At 70.1% G+C, this 21,239-nt stretch carries 18 protein-coding genes; 5 read left to right on the top strand and 13 right to left on the bottom strand.

Annotated features, from left to right (window positions below):
* The first annotated feature begins 96 nt into the window (after positions 1-96).
* On the top strand, positions 97-3,285 hold the full coding sequence (locus EOV43_RS00600) for a hypothetical protein (protein WP_128219217.1): 3,189 nt from the start codon (positions 97-99) through the stop codon (positions 3,283-3,285).
* Positions 3,286-3,373: 88 nt separating this feature from the next.
* On the opposite strand, the gene EOV43_RS00595 is transcribed toward EOV43_RS00600, so the two are convergent.
* Complete coding sequence (locus EOV43_RS00595; protein WP_128219216.1) at positions 3,374-4,252, bottom strand: HAD family hydrolase; 879 nt, start codon at positions 4,250-4,252, stop codon at positions 3,374-3,376.
* On the bottom strand, positions 4,249-6,708 hold the full coding sequence (locus EOV43_RS00590; protein WP_206611356.1) for a phosphoribosyltransferase: 2,460 nt from the start codon (positions 6,706-6,708) through the stop codon (positions 4,249-4,251). The genes EOV43_RS00595 and EOV43_RS00590 overlap by 4 nt, the downstream gene beginning before the upstream one ends.
* A 153-nt stretch (positions 6,709-6,861) precedes the next feature.
* Here EOV43_RS00590 and EOV43_RS00585 point away from each other — a divergent pair, with 153 nt between their 5' ends.
* Positions 6,862-7,440, top strand: coding sequence for a TerD family protein (locus tag EOV43_RS00585; RefSeq protein ID WP_128219215.1), 579 nt, complete (start codon positions 6,862-6,864; stop codon positions 7,438-7,440).
* A gap of 54 nt (positions 7,441-7,494) precedes the next feature.
* Entirely contained in the window at positions 7,495-8,073 is a 579-nt protein-coding gene (locus EOV43_RS00580) for a TerD family protein (protein ID WP_128219214.1), read from the top strand.
* A 54-nt stretch (positions 8,074-8,127) separates the two neighbouring features.
* Here EOV43_RS00580 and EOV43_RS00575 read toward each other — a convergent pair whose 3' ends face one another.
* The 3 genes from EOV43_RS00575 to EOV43_RS00565 form a co-directional block, all read right to left on the bottom strand.
* Positions 8,128-9,324: a hypothetical protein gene (locus tag EOV43_RS00575; protein ID WP_128219213.1), complete on the bottom strand. Its 1,197-nt coding sequence runs from the start codon at positions 9,322-9,324 to the stop codon at positions 8,128-8,130.
* Between the two features lie 153 nt (positions 9,325-9,477).
* Complete coding sequence (locus EOV43_RS00570; protein ID WP_128219212.1) at positions 9,478-10,569, bottom strand: DUF475 domain-containing protein; 1,092 nt, start codon at positions 10,567-10,569, stop codon at positions 9,478-9,480.
* A 4-nt stretch (positions 10,570-10,573) separates the two neighbouring features.
* Positions 10,574-11,158 carry a TerD family protein gene (locus tag EOV43_RS00565; protein ID WP_128219211.1) on the bottom strand — a complete coding sequence of 195 codons (585 nt, stop codon included), beginning with the start codon at positions 11,156-11,158 and terminating at the stop codon, positions 10,574-10,576.
* A gap of 190 nt (positions 11,159-11,348) precedes the next feature.
* Here EOV43_RS00565 and EOV43_RS00560 point away from each other — a divergent pair, with 190 nt between their 5' ends.
* Positions 11,349-12,278 carry a hypothetical protein gene (locus tag EOV43_RS00560; RefSeq protein WP_128219210.1) on the top strand — a complete coding sequence of 310 codons (930 nt, stop codon included), beginning with the start codon at positions 11,349-11,351 and terminating at the stop codon, positions 12,276-12,278.
* Between the two features lie 68 nt (positions 12,279-12,346).
* Here EOV43_RS00560 and EOV43_RS00555 read toward each other — a convergent pair whose 3' ends face one another.
* Positions 12,347-12,667, bottom strand: coding sequence for a DUF2470 domain-containing protein (locus tag EOV43_RS00555; RefSeq protein ID WP_128219209.1), 321 nt, complete (start codon positions 12,665-12,667; stop codon positions 12,347-12,349).
* 141 nt (positions 12,668-12,808) lie between these two features.
* Here EOV43_RS00555 and EOV43_RS00550 point away from each other — a divergent pair, with 141 nt between their 5' ends.
* The gene (locus EOV43_RS00550; RefSeq protein WP_128219208.1) at positions 12,809-13,153 is read left to right on the top strand and encodes a hypothetical protein; all 345 of its coding nucleotides are present in this window, start codon (positions 12,809-12,811) and stop codon (positions 13,151-13,153) included.
* Between the two features lie 36 nt (positions 13,154-13,189).
* Here EOV43_RS00550 and EOV43_RS00545 read toward each other — a convergent pair whose 3' ends face one another.
* The 7 genes from EOV43_RS00545 to EOV43_RS00515 all read right to left on the bottom strand — a co-directional run bounded on the left by EOV43_RS00545 (position 13,190) and on the right by EOV43_RS00515 (position 21,239).
* A complete protein-coding gene (locus tag EOV43_RS00545; RefSeq protein WP_128219207.1) occupies positions 13,190-14,005 on the bottom strand; it encodes a 2-phosphosulfolactate phosphatase in 816 nt (271 codons plus the stop codon).
* A gap of 139 nt (positions 14,006-14,144) precedes the next feature.
* Positions 14,145-15,251, bottom strand: coding sequence for an ABC transporter substrate-binding protein (locus EOV43_RS00540; protein ID WP_128219206.1), 1,107 nt, complete (start codon positions 15,249-15,251; stop codon positions 14,145-14,147).
* 97 nt (positions 15,252-15,348) lie between these two features.
* Entirely contained in the window at positions 15,349-16,221 is an 873-nt protein-coding gene (locus EOV43_RS00535; protein ID WP_128219205.1) for an ABC transporter permease, read from the bottom strand.
* Positions 16,221-17,054: an ABC transporter ATP-binding protein gene (locus EOV43_RS00530; RefSeq protein ID WP_128219204.1), complete on the bottom strand. Its 834-nt coding sequence runs from the start codon at positions 17,052-17,054 to the stop codon at positions 16,221-16,223. Before EOV43_RS00530 ends, EOV43_RS00535 begins: the two co-directional genes overlap by 1 nt.
* 10 nt (positions 17,055-17,064) lie before the next feature.
* Positions 17,065-19,014 carry a M13 family metallopeptidase gene (locus tag EOV43_RS00525; RefSeq protein WP_206611427.1) on the bottom strand — a complete coding sequence of 650 codons (1,950 nt, stop codon included), beginning with the start codon at positions 19,012-19,014 and terminating at the stop codon, positions 17,065-17,067.
* 73 nt (positions 19,015-19,087) lie between these two features.
* Positions 19,088-19,675, bottom strand: a complete 588-nt coding sequence (locus EOV43_RS00520; protein WP_128219202.1) for a hypothetical protein — start codon at positions 19,673-19,675, stop codon at positions 19,088-19,090.
* Positions 19,676-19,775: 100 nt separating this feature from the next.
* Positions 19,776-21,239: a sensor histidine kinase gene (locus EOV43_RS00515; protein ID WP_239022158.1), complete on the bottom strand. Its 1,464-nt coding sequence runs from the start codon at positions 21,237-21,239 to the stop codon at positions 19,776-19,778.

The following is a 21,239-nucleotide window of genomic DNA, read 5'->3' as shown; positions in this document are numbered from 1 at the left end:
CAACCCCGCAGCACCCGTCGCCGCCACGGTGACGTCTGGGCCGCAGTTGCACCGGAAAACCTTCATTCACCATCGCGCTTGCCGATGAGTGTCACCGTGCGTGTACCTGTAGTGAAGACCTCGATCGCGGCCCTGGCGCTCAGCCTCGTCGGCCCCACCATGGCTCTGGCCCCCGCCCACGCGGCAGGAGGACCGACGGCTGCCGCCAGCGTCGTCAACCCCGCAGACCCCTTCGCAGACTTCACCGTCGCGATCGTCGGTGAGCCTCGCTTCGGCGAGAGCGTCACCGCGGTCCCGAGCGGCCACGTCGTCACCCTGCCCGACGGCACCGAGCTCGAGGGCACCGTCTCCTACGAGTGGCGCGTCGGTGGCGTCCTGATCACCAGCAACACCACGCCCTCGCTGGCGCCGGTCCTGAGCGACATCGGCAAGACCGTCATGGTCACTGCCACCGTCTCCCTCGCCGGCCACCCCTCGGCGACCCACAGCATGTCGTCCGAGCGCGGCGTCCTGGGCGGCAAGCAGATCAACGCCACCGCACCGAAGGTGCTCGGCACCGCCAAGGTCGGCCAGCGCCTCACCTTCACCGCCGGCACCCCGCACTCCGTCCAGGCCAAGGTCCGCTACCAGTGGTACGTCGACGGCACCCCTGTCGAGGGCGCAGCCGGCACCGCGCTGGGCTACACCCCCAGCCCCGACGACATCGGCAAGCGGGTCACCATCCGCGCCACGCACACCCTCAACAACTTCGAGACCCTCGAGATCGACGCGACGCCCACCGGGCCCGTCGTCCCCGGCGACATCGCCGTCACCGCCGTGATCAAGGGCTCCCCTGCGGCCGGCGAGGTCCTCACCGCCGAAGTGACGCGCACTCCGGTCTCCGCACGCGTGGGCTACCAGTGGTACGTCGCTCGCGACAACAACCTCAACGGCACCGCGATCGAGGGCGCCACCGGCTCCACGTTCACGCTGGACCGTTCGCACGTCGGCGCGCACGTCTGGGTCCGCATCGACAGCAACCTGGCCGGCTACACCAGCAGCGCCGTCGAGTCCGCGCCCGTCGGCCCCGTCTCCCAGGGCCTGCAGAACTGGGCCGCCCCGACGATCAGCGGCACCGCCACGATCGGCAGCGTCCTGACCGCAGCCATCCCGACCCTGGACGTCAACACCGAGGCCTCCTACGTCTGGAACCGCAACGGCACCCCGATCGTCGGCGCCGACAAGCGCACCTACACCGCCACGGTCAGCGACCTCGGCGCCCGCCTCAGCGTGACGGTCACCTACCGTCGCGACGGCTACGCCGACCTGATGCGCACCTCGACGCAGACCGCCACCATCACCAACGGTGACCTGCCCACCTTCCGCGTCGGCCTCACCGGCACCGCCAAGGTCGACCAGACGCTCACCGCCAAGGTCGACCAGACGCTCACCGCCAGCGTCTCCAACACCGGCACCGGCACCCCCGCCGGACGCCTCTCCTACGTGTGGCGTTCGGGCGGTGCGGTCGTCGCCGGTGCCGTCGGCACCACGTTCAAGCTGCGTCCCGAGGACGCCGGCAAGACCGTCACCGTCACCGTCACGCAGTCGCTCGAGGGATACCTCGACCGGATCGTCGAGGCCACCAGCAGCGTGGTCGCCAACGGCACCCTGACCGGCACCGCGCCGAACATCACCGGCTCCGCCGTCGTCGGTCAGGTCCTCACCATCAGCGGCGGCACCGTCTGGTCCGCCGACGCCGACGTCTCGCGTCAGTGGCGCGTCAACGGCGTCGCCGTCGAAGGTGCCACGGGCACGTCCTACACCGTGCGCGCCGAGGACAGCGGCAAGCGGATCACGCTCACCACGCTCGTCTCGCTCCCGGGCTACAACGACCTCACCCTGACGTCGTCGATGTCGGCGGCCGTCGCGAAGGCAACCTTCGACTCCCTCAGCGTCGACGTCTCCGGCGCGATGCGGGTCGACGGCACTCTCACCGCGCGCCACAGCGTCTCCCCCGCCGGCTCGGTGAAGCTGCAGTGGAAGGCCAACGGCATCGCGATCGCCGGGGCCACGGACTCGATCCTCCAGCTGACCCCGGCCCTGGCCGGCAAGACCATCACGCTGTCCGCGACCGCGACCCTCAACGGGTTCGCGGACCGCACCGAGACCGCGACGGCCGGCGTCGTCGCGAAGGGCACGCTGACCGGCACCGCGCCGACCATCAAGGGCGAGGCGATCGCCGGCACCAAGCTGACGGCCGTCCCCGGCACCGCGCACTCGTCGTCGGTCGACGTCAGCTACCGCTGGACGGCCGACAACGCCACGGTCGCGACCGGACGCACCATCACGCTGACCTCGGAGCTGCTCGGCAAGACGCTTCGGCTGGTCACCACACACTCCCTGGCCGGCTACGAGGACCTCGTCTTCACCAGCTCGCCCAGCGACCCGGTGATCGTCTCGGCGTTCACCTCCACCGACCTGATCGTCTCCGGCACCGCGAAGGTCGGCCACACCCTGGTGGCCACCACCACCGCCAAGCCCACCGCCTCCACGGTGCTGGTGACCTGGCGTCGCGGTGACACCGTCGTCGGCGTCGGCTCGACCTACGTCGCGACCCCCGAGGACGAGTCCTTCGTCCTCACCGCCACCGCGGAGTTCTTCCGCAAGGGCTACGCCGAGGAGACCGAGGTCTGGAAGACCGCGCCGGTCGCCAACGCTCTGGCTCCCGACCTCGTCCTCAAGACCAGCGCCACCTCGATCCGCAAGGGCAAGCGCGTCATCGTGAGCTGGACCAGCAAGTCGGCCACCTCCGTCAACGCGTCCTGGAGCGACACCACGGTCAAGGCCATCGGCGCCTCGACCCGCAAGCCGGGCGTCGGCCGCCACACCTACGTCGTGACGGCCACCAACGCCAACGGCGCCACCACCGCGTCCGTGACCGTCGACGTGCTCCTTCCGCCCAAGAAGCTGAAGGTGACGACGAAGAAGAAGGTCGGCCGCACCAAGAAGTTCACCGTGACGATCTCCGGCCTGGCCTCGCGCGAGGAGTTCACGCTCGTCTACGGCCAGCAGAAGATCCGTGGCGTCGGCAAGGCCGTCGGCGTCACCAAGATCGTCCTGATCGCGCCCTACAAGACGCGCGCGAAGGAGACCACCGTCCGCGTCACGGGTTCCATCAAGGACCGCGTCGGCGCCTCGAAGATCACCATCACGACGCCGACCCAGAAGTCGGTGCCGAAGAAGAAGGCCGCCAAGAAGAAGGCTGCCCCCAAGAAGGCCACTCCCAAGAAGAAGACGAAGAAGTGACCCTGGCGGCTCTCCGGCCGTGAAGCAGCAGGCCCCCACCGCATGACGCGGTGGGGGCCTGCTGCTTCGGGCGACGTGCTCGTGGGCGTCAGGAGCGGAGCCCGCACACCGCAGACGCGAAGGCGGACGCCAGTTCCTCACCCGCAGCGAAACCCTCCTCGGCCGTGACCCGCAGTGTGGCGAGGGAGAAGCCGGCTCGGTGCAGTTCCGAACCACGCGGCGTCCACGCCACGTCCCCGACCTCGAGCAGCGTCCGGTCCAGCCAGGAGTCCCCCGCGGTGACCAGCGTCGCCGTCCCGGAGCCGTCGCCGAAGACGTCCGGGCGCAGCTCACGCAGGGCTGTCACCCCGGCTCCCTTCGAGAGACCGGACGGGACGGCGTACACCTTGCGTCCCTGCACCGAGAACGACCAGCCGGCCTGCAGCACGCGAGCACCGACCTCGTCGATCCAACTCTGCGGCCACGCCTCGTGCGCGACGGCGTAGACGAAGAGGTCCTCCACCGCGCGGAAACTGGAGACGAAGGCGTGGGGTTCCCCCGCGGCGTCGAGGCAGGCCGCTGCGAACCACTCCCACACCGCGCCGAACGGTTCCCCCGACGACGACGCCGACGACGACGCGCGACGGCTCCACGCCTCGTCCTCGACCCCGTCCACCAGCAGGCGGCCGCCGTTGGCGCAGAGGGCCAGCGGCGGGGTGGGGCCGGGCAGCCGGATCCGTCGGTACTGCTCGACGGTGCGGGTGGTGACGGGCACGAACCGGCCCGATGCGGCGAGCGCGGCGAGGTCGTCATGGGCGCGCGGGGTCACGAACGAGATCGGGGCGTCGCGGTAGGTCTCCACGTCCTTCACCGCCACCCCGGTGTGGCCTCCGGAGCGGCGCGAGAAGATCAGCGTCCGGTCCAGGTCGGAGGCGACGACCACCACGGCCCCAGCCACCACGGACCCAGCCACGACGGGAGACGTCACGACGGCTGCACCGCTCGGCCGTCCGCACCGGTGGCACCGGGGGTGTGCAGTGGATGGATCAGCCCGACGCAGGCGTACGGCAGTCCCTCCACCGGCAGCACCTCGACGCCGCGTTCGGCGGCCAGGGCCCGCACGTGCGCGAGGTCGTCACCGGCGGTGGGGCTCACGAGCACCTTCCACGGGACACGACGCAGCAGCACCCGAGTGGTCTCCCCGACGCCGGGCTTCACGAGGTTGACCGAGCCGATGCTCCACTCCTGTGCGATCTCCTCGACCGCGGCCCAGCCCGCCCACGTGGGCGTGCGGTCGGTGGCGTGCAGCGCGGCGGCCTGGGCGACGGCTTGGTCCCGGACGTCGTCGAACCAGGACTCGACCGTCGTCAGGAACTCCTCGGAGACGTCCTGGGCAGCGAGGTCGGCGTAGAACTTCGCGCCGTGGAACTGGCCCGGACCGATCAGGTCGCGGTTGAGCACGGTCCGCGAGACCAGCCCCGAGACGGTCGAGTTGAGGCAGGCCGAGGGGATGAGGAAGTCGTCACGGGTGCCGAAGAGGCGAGTGCAGTGGCCGGGGTCGGCGAGCACCGCGAGGTCCGCGCCGAACGCGGTGCCGAGCTCGGCGTTGGCGACCTCCAGCGCAGCGGTCAGTTCGCGGGCGATCGCCCCCTTGCCGGTCCAGCCGTCGACGAAGACGACGTCGGCCGGGTCGTGGTGGTGTGCGATCCAGCGCAACGCCTCGACGTCGATGCCGCGCCCCCGCACGATCGAGACCGCGTGGTGGGCCGGTGCGACGTCGTGGAACCGGCCGTACCAACGGCGCAGCAGGATCCCGACCGGGGTCCCGGCGCGGGCCAACGAGACCAGCACCGGCACCCGGCCGGCACGCTCACGGAGCACCAGTTCGGCCAGGGTGCCGACCGCCGCGGCGACCCTGGCGGCGCCGAGGTCGAGTGCCTTGGCGTAGGCCTCGCGGTACTGCGCGCTGGGCTGGTACTCCACCGGCAGCGACTCCGAGTAGTGGGCGCCGCCGCGTTGGACGGCCTCCTCGCGTTCCTCGGTGGGAGCCTCCAGCGCAGCATGGGAGAGGTCGGTGAGCAGCCACGCGACGTCGTCCGGGGCGTAGGAACCGAACGTCGGGCCGCGCAACGGCTCCGGGCCGGGACGCCACGACGGGACGGTGAGGACGACGACCACCGGCGTCACCTGACGCAGCTGCGCCACGAGACCACCCTCGGCGTGCAGGGCGTCGGTGTCGGCGACGTCGTCGACCACCAGCACCACAGCGTCGAAGCGCTGGGAGGCACCGGCGCCGAGCAGGTTGTAGGCGAAGCGCACGCCAGCACCGTCGGACGGGTCGTCATGGGACGGGAAGACGAGAGCGTTGCGGATCGCGTACCCGTCGTCGTCGACCGGCAGCACCGGTGAACGCGTCGTGGAGGAGAACGTGGCGTGCACCCCGGTGGTGACGGCGAGCGTGTCGGCGACCCGCAGCGGGACGTACATCAACTCCTCGTGGCCCAGGACGTGGACCGGAGCACCTGCCCCGACGCCGGCCTCGGTGAGCGCGGAGACGACCGGTGCGACCACGTCGCCCAGGGCAGCGTCCAGACGGGCCCGGTGCTGGGGCGTGAAGCCGTGCCGGCCACCGTCGGGGACTCCCCCGGGCCACGGTGCGGTGATCCGCACGACGCGACCCTCGGCAGGGACGGCAGGTGTGGTGATCGGGATCCCGGCGGCGCCGGCGTGCTCGGCGACGAGTTCCTGGCCGCGTTCCAGGACGCCGTCGGCGACCTCGACCTCGCCGGCGGCCAGCGCGACCACCTCGACGCGTGCCCCCAGCGAGGCGGCGAAGGACGCCAGACGGGCCCGGTCCGCGGCGGTCCGGACGTCCACGAGGGAGGCGATCACGTAGGTCTCGCGCGGACGGTAGGCGTGCAACTGGGTGATGAAGTTGATCGCCGTGGAGCCGGTGGAGAGCTCGTCGTCGACCAGCACCAGCGGCCCGGTGCCGTGCAGCAGCGACGGGTCCTCGGGCAGCACGAGGTGCGTGGTGGCATGGCTGTGGCCCTCCTCGAAGGCCCCCACGCTGCTGGGCACCGGCACGTCGCGGCGCGTGGTGTGCAGGTAGGTGGCGTCCAGGCTGTCGGCGACGCAGTGCCCCAGGCTGGTCGCCGTCTCCGCGAAACCGAGGACGACGGCGCCCGACGTCGCCTCACCGAGCAGGTCCCGGACCCGCTCCCCGAGGGTGTGGCCGCTGCCCAGGACCGCCTCCGGAGCGGCCGGCAGGTGCTTGCCCAGCACGGTCGAGACCAGCAGGTGCGCGCGCTTGGGGTTGCGACGCAGCGCGAACCCGAAGAGGTCGGTGAAACGGTGTCCGTCGACGGGCTCGGCCTCCGTGACGGTGATGTCGAGACGGTCCGCGACCCATCGGGCGATCGGCGACAACGCAGCAGACGACAAGAACACTCCCGGAGATCGCGCTTCCCCGATGGAAGCCCCGCTGGAAGTCTGCCATTGGCCTCCGCACCCCTCTGTAAGATCCGGGTGACCCAATCGCCACCCGCGGCCACCTGACTTCTGCGCCCGGGCACCACGACTCCTATCGGGGGAAACATGCCGGTCTCTCTGTCCAAGGGCGGGAACGTCAGCCTCACCAAGCTCGCTCCGACCCTGGCCAACATCACCGTGGGTCTCGGATGGGACGCCCGCACCACCACGGGCACCGAGTTCGACCTCGACGCCTCCGCCCTGGTGTGCCGCGAGGACGGCAAGGTCGTCTCCGACCAGCACTTCGTCTTCTACAACCAGACCGCGACCCCCGACGGCGCCGTGCGCCACAGTGGCGACGTCCGTGACGGCGCGGTCGACGGTGACGACGAGTCGATCGAGGTCGACCTGAACGCCCTCGGCGCCGAGGTCGCGAAGATCGTCGTCGCCGTCACCATCCACGAGGGCGAGTCCCGCGGCCAGAGCTTCGGCCAGGTCCGCAACGCCTACGTGCGCGTCGTCAACCGCGACAACAACGAGGAGTTGGCCCGCTACGACCTCTCCGAGGACGCCTCCCTGGAGACCGCGATGCTCTTCGGTGAGGTCTACCGCCACGGCGCCGAGTGGAAGTTCCGTGCCGTCGGCCAGGGCTACGCCTCCGGCCTGGTCGGGATCGTCACCGACCACGGCGTCCGCCTCGGCTGACCCGCACCGCGACCGCCACCCACCGCACCGAACCACGATCCTCCAGGAGCACCCATGTCCGTCTCCCTCGCCAAGGGCCAGTCCGTCTCGTTGAAGAAGAACGACGGCGGCACCCTCACCCACGTCCGCATGGGCCTGGGGTGGGACGCCGTCAAGAAGAAGGGGTTCTTCGGCGGCGTGAAGTCCCAGTCGATCGACCTCGACGCCTCCGCCGTCATGTACGACGCCGCGGGCAACGTCCTCGACCAGGTCTGGTTCAACCAGCTGAAGAGCAAGGACGGCACCGTCCTGCACAGCGGTGACAACCTCACCGGTGACGGTGACGGCGACGACGAGTCCGTGACCGTCTTCCTCGACCGCGTCTCGCCGTCGGTGGCGCAGATCGTGTTCGTCGTGAACTCGTTCACCGGCCAGAACTTCTCCCAGATCGAGAACGCCTTCTGCCGTCTGGTCGACGAGACCACCCGCCAGGAGATCGCGCGCTACGACCTCACCGGTTCGGGCACCCACAACGCCCAGATCATGTCGAAGGTCTCGCGCGACGGCGCTGGCTGGTCGATGACCGCGATCGGTGCGATCGCCAACGGCCGCACGTTCCAGCAGCTGCTGCCGGCGATCACGCCGTACCTCTGACCCGTACGCACAACGGCCCGCTCCCCCGACGAGGGAGCGGGCCGTTGTGCACGTTCAGCGGGCCGAGCGGTAACGGGCAACGATCCCCGCGACCGCCTCCTCCACCGCGTCGAGGTCGCGCAGGCAGGCCCGGAAGTCGGGGTTGCGTCCCACCAGACCGGCCAGCGCGGTGTCGATCCGGGCGAGCTGCGCATCGAGCTGCGGTCCGAACGTCCGCAGCCGGGCAGGGTCACCGCTGGTGACCAACAACTGGGCGTCGCGCAACGCGAACCTCGCACGTGAGGCACGGGCCTCGGGGTCGGCACGGAACATCCGGAGCTCCTCCAGGCGACGACGTGGGGCGTCGACCAGGGCCTCGGCCTTGCGGAGCTCGGACTCGGCGTCGTCGCGGGCCTGTGAGGCTGCGGCCCAGTCCTCCACGACGACGGCCTGCTCCAGGCGCGCGATCGCGTCGCGCGCCCCGGCGACCGGGTCGTCCTGCAGGGTCAACTGGATGTCGTCCCAGTTGCCGTAGGCGAACTCACGGCGCAGCGCCGCCATGTTCTCCTCGCGGGTCTCCGTGCGGTGCTCGACGCCCGCGAGGCGGGTCCGCAAGCTCGATGCGCGCGTGCGCAGGCGCGTCACCTGCGCAGGGAACGCCTGGGCTGCCTCGACGCACGCGTCGGCGTTCTCGACCGTCAGCCGGACGGCGTCCTCCAGCACGGTGATCGGCTGCTGCGGCGTCCAGGCCTGCGCGGCGCGAGCGGCGACCCGGGCACGGGCGAACGCGAGGTCGGCGTCCGGGGACTCCAGACCGTCGACGTCACGCAGGTGCTGCCACGCCGCGTGGGCGCGGTCGAGTGCGGCGACCGCCTGGGCCTGCGTGGACGCGTAGGACGACTTCAGGTCCCCGACCTTGGAGAGTTCGCTCTGAGCGCCGTCGAGGAAGCGTTCGAGATCGCCGGCGGCCTGCTCCAACTGCTCCGCGAGGCGGTGGTACGAACTGCCGGCCTCCTGCAGACGCGGAGGACGCAGAGCCTCGACGTCCTCGTACTGCGTGACGAGGTTCAGGTACTCCTCGACGAGCCCGTGGGCACGGGTCTCGAGCTGGGTGTGGCGCGGCACGAGGCTGGAACTGCGGGCCCGGTCGGGCAGCAGGCGGGCGTAGTCGCTGACGAGTTCGGCGGTGAGGCGCTGAATGCGGTCAAGGTCGAGGAAGGCGTCCTTCAACCGGTCCAGGTCTCGCTGAACCATCGCCTTCAGGTCCTGCATGACACCCCTGTCGCAGTGGTCGTGGTTCGTGGCGGGCAGGCTACGTCGCCGGCCCGAACAGGGTAACGAAACCTGCGCGGGTGGGGCCGGGATGCCCCGGCCCCACCCGCGCAGGAAGTGGTGCAGCGCCCGCTCGTGGCGGACAGGAGTGGTTCAGACTCCGGCGAGCTCGGGCTCGGGCTCCGAGGAGACCTCGTCGTCGCGGTGCAGCTTGTTGTGGCGCACGCTCCACCCGAACGCGGCGGCGATGAAACCGACGCCGATCAGGCCGGTGACGACCTCGGGGATGTGGTGCCCGATCGTGAAGAGCAGCAGGACGGCCAGGGCGCCGATGGCCCAGTGCGCGCCGTGCTCCAGGTACACGTAGTCGTTGAGCGTGCCCTTGTTGACGAGGTAGATCGTCAGCGAACGCACGTACATGGCACCGACACCGAGACCGATGGCGATGATCACCGGGTCGGAGGTGATCGCGAAGGCACCGATCACGCCGTCGAACGAGAACGACGCGTCGAGGACCTCGAGGTACATGAACATGAAGAACGCGGCCTTGCCGGTGGCCAGGATCAGCTCGCCGGTGGAGCCCTCGATCTCCTCGTCGCCCTCGGGCTCGGCGTTGAAGAGCTCGCCCATGCCGTTGACCAGCAGGTAGGTGAGGATGCCGATGACGCCGTAGACGAGGACGTCGCGGGTGTGGTCGGCGAACGTCAGGCCGAAGCCCAGCAGCGTCGCCAGGGCGACGATGACGGCAGCGCCGTCGAGGACGCCGAACTTCTCCATGAAGCGCTCGACCGGGCCGAACCAGTGGTGCTCCTTGCCCTGCTCGAAGAAGAAGTTCAGGAAGATCATCAGCAGGAACATGCCGCCGAACGCGGCGATCGAGGGGTGCGCCTCGTTGAGGATGTAGCCGTAGGTTCCGGGGACGTCGGGGTCGCCCTTCTCCATGGCCAGGCTCCACGCGTCGATCGGGTTCATCTTGGCGGTGACACCGACGACGACCAGCGGGAACAGCAGTCGCATGCCGAAGACGGCGATCACGATGCCGACGGTGAGGAAGATCTTGCGCCAGGCGTGCGACATCTTGGTCAGCACGCGGGCGTTGACCACTGCGTTGTCGAACGACAGCGACACCTCGAGGATGATGAGGATCGTCGCGATCGCGATCGCGGTGGGGCCGCCGTACAGGAAGGCGGCGACGAGGCCGACCACCGTGACGGCGAAGGACCAGCCGAAGGTCTTGAAGATCATCTGGTCAGCCCACGTTCACGCCGTAGTCGGTGGCGATGCCCGCGAGGCCCGAGGCGTAGCCCTGGCCGACGGCCCGGAACTTCCACTCGGTGCCGTGGCGGTACAGCTCGCCGAAGACCATGGCGGTTTCGGTGGAGGCGTCCTCGGAGAGGTCGTAGCGGGTCAGTTCGACGTCGTTCTCCAGGTTGACGACGCGGATGAACGCGTTGGTCACCTGACCGAAGCTCTGGCCGCGGCCGTCGGCGTCGTGGATCGAGACCGGGAAGACCACGCGGGAGATCGTGGCGGGCAGGTCGGCGAGGTCCACCTCGACGACCTCGTCGTCACCGTCACCGGCGCCGGTGCGGTTGTCGCCGGCGTGGCGCACGAGGCCGTCCGGCGTCTGAAGGTTGTTGTAGAAGACGAAGTGCTCGTCGTTGACGACGCGGCCGTTCTCACCGCAGACGAGTGCTGAGGCGTCGAGGTCGAAGTCGACCCCGGTGGTGGTGCGGACGTCCCATCCGAGGCCCACCGAGACGCGACGCAGGCCGTCGGCTCCGGCTTCCTTGGTGAGCGAGACGTTCCCGCCCTTGGACAGACTGACAGCCATGGGCTGCTCCTCCCTGAAAACATTGGACGGGCCGAATCCTAGGCGCAGCGGGCTCAGCGGGAGGGGTCTGCGAGCCGGACCCCTCCCGCTCATGGAGGATCGCTGTCACCAGGTGACAGCGATCCTCCACCCGGAGCACTCGTCCACAGGGCATCAGCGCTGGCCACTCCACTTCCGCAAAGATCCCCGCATGACTCCGCACGAGCATCTGCGACGTCAGGACGGGGTGGTGTCACGACGCCAACTCCTCGCGGGCGGCCTCACCGAGAACGACGTCCGACGGTTGCTGCGTCGACGCAACCTCGTCCGGGTGCACCCCGGCGTGATGGTCGACCACAACGGGCCGCTGACGCACCGCCAACGGCTCTGGGCTGCGGTGCTGCTGGGTGCCCCGGCCGCGTTGTGGGGACCCTCAGCGCTCTCCCCGACCACGACGGCCGGGGCGGGTGCCTCTGGCCCGGTGCACGTCGCAGTCGACCTGACCCGACGTGTGAACTCGGTGTCCGGTGTCCGGGTGCACCGCGTGAGCGGGCTCGAAGGGCTGGTCCTGTGGAACGGCGCTCCCCCGCGTGTCCGGGCCGAGGTGGCTCTCGTGGAGGTCGCCGCCACGGCTCACGACGAGCTGACGGCGATCGCGGTGCTGGCCGACGCCGTGCGCAACCGGACCACGACGCCGGAACGGCTGAGGGCCGAGCTCTCCCGACGGCGGGCTCTGCGTCGGCGACGGTTGCTCACCGACGTCGTGGGCGATCTCGTCGACGGCACCGACTCGGTGCTGGAACTTCGCTACCTCACCGACGTGGAACGCGCTCACGGACTACCGCGGGGCGAACGTCAGGCCCGCCTGGAAGGTCTGCGGGCACGGCACGACGTGGTGCACCGCGACGAGCGGGTGGTGGTGGAACTGGACGGTCGCGCCCACCACTCCTCGACGCACGACCGGTTCCGCGACCTCGAACGGGACACGTCGGCACTGCTGGCCGGGCACGTCACCGTGCGGGTCGGCTGGGGTCAGGTGGTGGGGCACCCGTGTCGGACCGCCAGGACGGTGGCCGAGTTGCTGCGGGCGCGCGGCTGGACCGGGGCAGTACGCCGCTGTCCCCGCTGTGAACCGAACTGACCTGTCTGGAGTGGAGGATCACTGTCACCAGTTGACAGCGATCCTCCACCTCAGAGGTCGTCAGAGGATCAGTGCGGAGCGACCGGCGGCAGGCCGAGCTTCTCGCGGGCCGCGGTGTGCAGCTCGACGACGGCGACGCGGAGCTGGGGACGCTCGGTGAGCGGCGAGCCGGGCCACGGGACGCGGACCTCGACGTCGGCACCGTCGACGACGGCCGTCCAGACACCCTCGACGGTGTCGAGGTCGGTCATCGAGGCGGCAGTGGCGTCGGGCTGGCCGTAGGCGCGGACGATGTCGAGGGAGTCCTCGAGGTGGTCGCCGTTCATGTGGCTGATGACACCGGTCACGACAGCGTCGTCGAAACGTGCGGGCTGAGCAGGAGTGGTCATGGAACGAGCGTAGTGGGCAGGCCACTGTGGTTGCTCGTTGAACTTCTTCCGATTTTCCACGTCATACCCACGGAATGCTCGCGTCTCTTCCGTGCGGGAAGGTCCCGCGCCCCACGGTTACCCCCCGAACCGGAAGCCCACATGTTCTTCGATGCCTCCAGCGAATCTGCCCTCCCCCACGCGGGTCAGCCCCACACCGGACAGCCGTTCGCCGATCCCTTCGACCTCACCGGCGACGACGCCCGCACCCGGATCAACCGGCTCCTGGTCGAGAACCTCGTCCGTGAGGGCGTGCAGGACCTCGACGCCCCGCACCTCGTGGTCTGCACCGACCTGGAGGACGGCACCGTCTCGTTCCAAGGCCCTTACGCCGACGCGCTGACCGCGGTGCTGGCCGCCGAGGCCGAGAGCGGCGACATCGCCCCCGACATCTCCGGTCTGCGCTTCACCGTCGCGCCACTGCTGCCGCCGCGTCCGCTGGACTGACCCGAACGACGCAGGGCAATCCCCTGTCCGGGCTCCTCAGTACTGGGGCGCCTGGACGAACGACTCCCCGCGCAGCACCGGCACCACGGTGGAGACGTTGACCTGCGCCGCGAGATCGACGTCGACGGAGAACCCGCGCTCGATCAGTTCCTTGCCCGAGACGCTCTGGTGCATCGCGTCCGGAATGCCGTCCTCGACGCCCAGGTAGGCGGCCAGCGCAGTGCGCGCCTCCACCGAGAGGTCGTCGAGACCACGCTCCACCAGACCTGCGATCACCGCGCCCGCACCCCACAGGTCCTCGACGCCGGGCCGCAGTGTGCCGTCGGGCCACTGCTCACCGGCAGCGATCACGACCACCGAACGCTTGCGTCCCAACGCGTCCGCGACCCGCACGACGTGGTCGGCGACCGCGTCGGCGTTGCGCAGGCTCGCCGCGACCACCTTGGTCTTGGAGTCGATCAACGAGAACGCGACCTTGGCGCCCGTCGGGCTGGTCAGCACCAGACGTTCGATGCCCTCCATCTGGTTGATCGCGGTCGGGGAGATCGAGACGTGGCGGGCGTCGGCCTTCGCCTCGATCCGGCTCACCGCCAGCGACGCGCCGTGGCGCAGGGCGTGCTCGGTGCCGCGGGAGTCACGCCACTCGAAGGGAAACACCTCGATGCCGCGCTCGACCGCGACGGTCAACGACGTCGTGAACGAGAGCACGTCGACGACGACGGCCACGTCCGCCTTCACCGTCGCAGCGCCCTGGCCGCCCCACTCGAAACGCACCCGGTGGCCGGACTGGGTGTGCGCCGGGTCCCCGGGAGAGGGCACCGCTGAACGACCGGGTCCGAGGGGGGTCTCCATGCTTCCCACCGTAGCCCTGAGGCACGACGGCCCGCACCACCCGAACGGGTGGGCGGGCCGTCGTGGCACGAGCGCTCACGCGCCCTGCTGAGGGTTCGTCGGCAGGGCAGCGATGGCTCAGCGGTGGCTCGGTGAGGGATCAGGGAGCGGGCCAGACCACGGCGCCGGAGTCATCGACGACCGCGTCACCGAAGGACGGGTCGAAGTAGCTCTTGGCCTCCTCGGCGGTGACCTCGAGGCCGGCGAAGGTGCCGACCTGAGCGGCCATCTTCACGACGTTGTCGAGGTCGACGGAACCGAACTTGCCCGGCAGCGGGTTCTCCGCAGCAAGCTTCGACTCGGTGGTCCACACGCCCTTCTCGTGGGCGGGGTCGGACTCGGCGCCGGCCTGCTCGCCCTGGAGTTCGATGCACTCGTCGACATGGGCGTCCTCGGCGCAGTACTGGAACGCCTTGAACGCGGCGCGCAGGAAGTCCTGCACGGCGGTGGGGTGCTTCTCGGCGAACTCCGGGTTCACCGCGAGACCGCCGAGGGAGTCGGCGACGCCGAAGTCGGCGGGCTTGAAGACGGTGACCTTCTCGCCGGCCGCCTCGAGCTGGCGGACGTCGTTGGAGAGGAAGCCGGTGAGGGAGTCGACCTGGCCGCGGGTCAGGACGGTGGGGTCGTAGCCGACCTTGATCTGCTCGACGTCCTTGGCGGCGTCGATCCCGTTCTCGGCGAGCATCGCGGTGAGGCTCAGCGGGACCCAGCCCTTGTGGCCGAGCTTGGTGCCCTTGAGCTGCTTCAGCTCGGTGACGTCGTCGTTGGTGATCAGCACCTCCGCACCCGCGTTGGAGTACGAGGAGACGCCGGTGACCTTGATGCCGTTGGCGTTGTTGGTGATGACGTCCTGCTGGCTGATCGCGGCGACCGACACCTTGCCCGACGCGACCAGCTTGGCGGCCTGGATGGTGTCGGTGCCGGCCTGCAGCTCGACGTCGAGGCAGAGGTCGTTGAAGTAGCCGAGCTTGTCGGCGGCGATGACCTCGAGGATCGAGGCGGAGGCCTGCCAGTAGTAGCTCGACATGTAGGTGACCGGGCCGGCTGCCTCGTTCTCGGCGCAGCGCTCGGCCGAGATCGCGGAGCCGCGTTCGCCGGCCTCCGGCTCGTCGTCGGAGCCACAGGCGGCCAGCCCGCCGAGGAGCGCGACGGCGCCGAGAGCGGCGAAGGTGCGGCGCAGGCCGGACGTACGGGGGCGCGAAGCCATGGGGTTCTCCTCGAGACGGTCGACCGCAGGCACGGTCGTTACCGGAAAAATACCTGCTACCGACGACGGCGCGATCCCCCACCTGCGTGGGCGGACGTCACCACTCGTCCGGCTCGCGCCAGAACAGCACCTTCTTCTCCAACCAGGTGACCACCAGCAGCATCAGCGCGCCCATCACGGCGAGCACGAAGATCGCCGCCCAGACGGTCGCCATCCGGTTCATCGAGGACGCCACCGTGATCGTGGTGCCCAGGCCCGACGCCGATCCCGACGCGGAGAGCTCGGCGACCACCGCACCGATCACCGAGAGCGGGAAGACGATCTGCAGGGCCGCGAAGACGTACGGCAGCGCGCCGGGGATCCGGACGTGGCGCAGCACCTCCCAGCGCGAGGCGTCCATGGAGGCGAAGACCTGCAACGTCTGCCGCGACACCGCACGCAGACCCACCGAGGTGTTGATCAGGATCGGGAAGAAACAGATCAACGACGTCAGCACCAGCTTGGGCGTCATCCCGAACCCGAACGCCACCACCAGCACCGGCGCGATCGCGACCAACGGGGTGACGTTGAGGACCACCGCGAACGGCATGAAGGCCCGCCTGGCCAGCGGTGACTCGCTCACCAGCACCGCCAGCGAGGTCGCGGCGACGAACCCGATCAGCAGCCCCAGGACCGCTTCGAGGAGCGTCATCCCGGCGTTCTCGGCGAAGTAGCCGGGCTGCTCGGTGAGCACCTGGGCGACGTCGCCGAGCGGCGGCAGCAGGTAGGGCCACTGTTCTGCGGCAGCGTTCCAGGCGAAGCCGAGAGCGACCAGCAGCACCGTGAACGGGAGCCAGAACTTGGGGTGCAGCAGTGCCAGTCGGCGCTGCAGCTTGAGACGTCGTACGGCAGCCGGGTCGGCGGCGACCCGCGCCGAGGGCCACGCCTCGTCGTCGGGGGTCGTGACCGGTGCGCGTTCGAAGGCGGGCATCAGACGCGTCCTCGTTGGGTGACGGGCGGGGGGACCTCGTCGAACGCGGCCCAGAGGCTGTCACGCACCCGGGCCTCGACGGCATGGAACTCAGGGGACTTGAGCAGGTCGGCGTCGCGCGGGCGTGGCAGGTCCACGTCGATGACGTCGACGACGCGGCCCGGACGCGGCGCCATCACGACCACCTGGTCGCTCAGGCGCACCGCTTCGGAGATCGAGTGGGTGACGAACAGGACCGTGCAGCGGGTCTCGGCCCACAGGTCGAGGAGCTGGCCCTGGAGGGTCTCGCGGGTGAACTCGTCGAGCGCACTGAACGGCTCGTCCATCAGCATCACGTCGGGCCGCAGACCGAAGGCCCGCACGATCGCGGTGCGCTGCTGCATCCCGCCCGACAGCTCGCGCGGCAGCTTGTGCATCGCCTCCCCCAGCCCGGCGACCCGCAGCAGGTGCTCGAGGTCGGGGGCAGGGGTGCGGTTGTGCTTGCGGTTGACCTTCTGCGCGACGGTGACGTTCTTGAGGACGCTGAGCCACGGCAGCAACGACGGTGTCTGCGGGACGAACCCGAACCCCTTCGCCGACGCGACCTCCTTCGGGGTGCGGCCGCAGACGCGCACCTCGCCCGACTCCAACGGCTCCAGGCCGCCGACGGCGCGCAACAGCGTCGACTTCCCGCAGCCCGAAGGCCCGATGACGGAGACGAAGGAACCTGCCTTCACCTCGAGGTCGACGTCGTGCAGGGCGACGAGGTGGGAGAAGTCCTCGAGCTCGTACGTGCGGCGAGCCCCGCGGACGCTGATCGCGGCGTCCACGGGGCTCTCGCTGGTGCTGTTCATGAAGAGGTCGTCACCAGATCCGGACGCGGTCCTCGGGGTCCAACCACAGCCCGTCGCCGGGCTGGGTGCCGAAGAGGTCGTGGAACTCGTCGAGGTTGCGGACGATGTTGGCGCGGAACTCCGGCGGGGAGTGCGGGTCGACGGTGAGGTACTGCAGGTCGAGCTCCTTGCGACGCTTGGTGCGCCACACGTAGGCCCAGTTGAGGAAGACCTTGCGCTTCTCCTCGTCGGTGGGCTCCTCCTCGCCGCGCGAGAGCAGGTAGGCCTTGTAGCCGATGGTGAGGCCGCCGAGGTCGCCGATGTTCTCGCCGACGGTGAGCTGGCCGTTGACCTTCTCCTCCGGCAGGGCGCGGGGGGAGAACGCGTCGTACTGCTCGACGAGCTTCTTCGACTTCGCTTCGAAGGCGGTCTTGTCGGCGGCGGTCCACCAGTCGTTGAGGTTGCCCTCGCCGTCGTACTGGGCGCCCTGGTCGTCGAAGCCGTGGCCGATCTCGTGACCGATGACGGCACCGATGCCGCCGTAGTTCTCGGCCGGGTCGGCGTCGGCGTCGAAGAACGGACGCTGCAGGATGCCGGCGGGGAAGCAGATCTCGTTGGTGCCGGGGTTGTAGTAGGCGTTGACGGTCTGCGGGAGCATGAACCACTCGTCGCGGTCGACCGGCGCGCCGATCTTGGCGAGCTCACGGTCGGTCTCGAACGCGGAGACGTTGCGGACACACGCCACGAGGTCGCCCTCGACGACCTCGAGCGCGGAGTAGTCGCGGAACTTCTCCGGGTAGCCGATCTTGGGGCGGAACGTCGCGAGCTTCGCGTACGCCTTCTCCTTGGTCTCCTCGGTCATCCAGTCGAGGGCCTCGATGGAGACGCGGTAGGCCTTGAGGAGGTTGTCGACGAGCTCGTCCATCAACTCCTTGGAACGCGGCGGGAAGTGGCGCGCGACGTACTCGCGGCCCACGGCCTCGCCGACGGCACCCTCGACGAACGAGACGGCACGCTTCCAGCGCTCGCGGATCTCGGGAGTGCCCGAGAGGGTGCGGCCGTAGAAGTCGAAGTTGGTCTCGACGAAGTCGTCGGTCAGGTACGCGGCGGTGGAACGCAGCACCTTGGCGCGCAGGTAGGCCTTGAAGTAGTCGACCGGCTCCGCGGCGACGACGCCGGAGAGGTGCTCCAGGTAGGACGGCTGACGCACGACGACCTCGGCGATGATCGCGTCGGCGCCGGCGGCCGGGGACGCAGCCAGGGCGTCGATCCAGGTGCCCCAGCCCACGGCGGGGGCGAGCGCGTCGAGCTCGGTGCGGGTCAGCAGGTTGTAGGTGCGCTGGACGTCGCGGGTCTCGGCGCGCTCCCAGTGCCCCTGCGCGAGACGGGTCTCGACGGCGAGGACCTCGGCGGCCTGGGCGTCCGCGTCGGGCAGACCGGCCAGCGCGAAGAGTTTCGCCAGGTAGGCGACGTACTTCTCGCGGGTCTCGGCGAACTTCTCGTCGGAGTAGTACGACTCGTCGGGCAGGCCGAGGCCGGACTGGGTGATGTTGAGGACGTAGCGGTCCGACTGCTTGGAGTCGGTGTCGACGTAGGAGCCGAACAGGCCGCCACCGCCGACGCGCTCCCACGCCCCCAGCAGGGCCCACAGCTCGTCGGTGGAGGAAAGGGCGTCGATCTTGGTCAGCCACGGGGTCAGCGGGGAGGTGCCGACCGCCTTGACGGCCTCGACGTCCATGAAGGTGGAGTAGAGGGCTGCGATCTTGCGGGCGTCCTCCAGCGCGGCCGGGTCAGTCGCGACCGGCTCGGTGCTGCCGTCGGCGAGCGCCAGGATGATCTCCTTGACCTGCGCCTCCGCACGGTCGGCGAGCGTCACGAACGGGCCCCAGCTGGAACGGTCCGAGGGGATCTCCTCGGTGTCGAGCCACGTGCCGTTGACGTGACCGAACAGGTCGTCGGTGGGGCGAATGTCGAGGTTCATGCCGTCGCGGGCGTCGTCGAGGATCGTCACGGTCGTCACACTAGCCGCCGCCTCCGACACGACGCGGACGACGTCAGTCGCGCAACCAGTCGACCCGGTCGAGGTCGGAGGTCCATTCCACGTCGGCGAAGTACTCCAGCAGCGGAGCCTCCTCGGCGAGGGTGTCGCTGCAGATCGCCACGAACGTGGTGTCCACCGACCAGGTCAGCAACGGGGTGGTCGAGGAGGCGCACTCGTCACCGACCTTCGGGGCCTCGGCCCACTGCACCACCTGCACCTCGTCGTCGAACCCGTCGAGGGTGACGTCGTAGCGGGCGACCCACTCCGGGGACCATTCCCCACCGACGTCGCCGGGACGACGTTCGACGGTGAGCGCGAACACGGCCTCCTCCGACGTCGACGCTGCCTCGGGCGGCGTCACCGGGACGTGGATCGGGCCCGCGCCCTCCGGTGCGACGAGGTCGGCGCGGGACGGACCGCTCTCCCCGCCCGGCCCTGCGTCGTCCCCGGCCAGCACCGACCACGCCAGCCAGCACCCACCGATCACGACCACCAGGGCCACGGCGAAGGCGAGCACCGCAGCCCCCACCACCCGTCGGGGATCGCGTTCCGGGCCAGCCACGGCAGTCCGTTCGTCGTCCAGTTCAAGCAGTCCGGTCATTGCGCACCTCCCGTGTGTCGACGCACCGCCCCTCCAGCGGTGCACCGCGTCCACCTTGGCAGATGAAGTGGCCCGTCGTCGCTCGTTCCCAGGGTCCGGGTCAGGCAGCCGGAAGTGTGGCAGTGAAACAGGTACTGCCCGGGCGGGACTCGACGGTGAGGTCACCGCCGTGGGCGCGCACGATCGAGCGTGCCAACGAGAGTCCCAGACCGGCACCGCTGGAGGCACGGGTGCGGGCGGAGTCGCCGCGGGTGAAGCGTTCGAAGACGTCCCCGATCACCTCGGGAGCGATGCCGGGGCCGTCGTCGTGAACCTTCAGGACCACCTGGCCCGACGTCTCTGCAGCCCCGACCGTCGTGGTGACCGTGGTGCCCTCAGGGGTGTGGCGCGAGGCGTTGACCAGCAGGTTCGTCAGCACCTGGTGCAGACGGGCCGCGTCGCCGGGGACGGTGACGGGTTCGTCGGAGAGCTCCATCCGCCAGCGGTGCGACGGCGCGGTGACCTGGGCATCGGCGACCCCTTCGAGGACCAGATGGGTGAGGTCCACCTCGGCTCGGTCCAGCGGCCGACCCTGGTCGAGACGGGCCAGGAGCAGGAGGTCCTCGACCAGGCCGCTCATCCGGAACGACTCCGTGCGGACCTTGTCGAGCGCCCGGTTCTTCGTCTCGTCGTCAGCGCCCTCGCGCAGCGCGAGATCGGAGTAGCCACGCACCGTCGCGAGCGGCGTACGGAGTTCGTGGGAGGCGTCGGCCACGAACTGGCGCACCTGCTGGTCGCTGCGGTGCCGCACCTCCAGCGCCTCGTCGACGTGACCCAGCACGGCGTCGAGGGCCTGGGCGACCTGGCCGACCTCATCGGTGATCGCGACCAGGTGCGCGGGGACGCGCGGCACCTCCACCTCGCCGCTGGTGAGGTCGAGCGCGGTGACGGTGTGCACGGTCGCGGCAACCTCACGCAGCGGGCTCAACTGGCGACGCACCACCAGGGCAGAGGTCCCTCCGGCGAGCAGCGTCCCGAGCCCTGCGAAGAGCCAGCCCCACCCCACCAGGCTGCCCACGGTCTCGTCCACCGACGACGTCGGCAGGGCGGTCACAAGGGTGAGGTCACCCAGGGCGGTGCTCAGCACCCGGTGTTGGCCGAGGTCGCCGATCTTGACCGAGTGCGCGACCTCGCCGGCACCGCCGGTGTCCTCGCGCAGAGCAGTCAAGGCGGCGGCGTCGAGCGTCTCGTCCGTGCCGTCGTCGCCGATCCGACGTCCTTGACCGGCGTCGCCGACGAAGTAGGCCGTCAGGGTCCCGGCAACCTGGCCACGGACCTCGCGGATCTCCGGCGGAGCGGGCCGCGGCTCGTCGGTGGGCAGCACCGGGACACGACGTTGCAGGGCCTTGACCGCTCGGGCGTGCGACGCCGTCAGGTCCCGGTCGAGGCGGTCGGTGAGCAGCGCGCCGACCGCCGACGTCGTCAGGGTGGTCAGCAGGACGCAGACCGCCGCGACCACCGCGACCACGGCCGAGGTGAGCCGGACCGTGAGGGACGGGGAACGCACCCAGCCGGGGCCGCGCAC

This window comes from Nocardioides yefusunii (genome assembly GCF_004014875.1).
GTDB classification, from domain to species: domain Bacteria; phylum Actinomycetota; class Actinomycetes; order Propionibacteriales; family Nocardioidaceae; genus Nocardioides; species Nocardioides yefusunii.
Note: the sequence above shows the minus strand (reverse complement) of the source record. Positions and strands in the feature narration are given on the sequence as shown.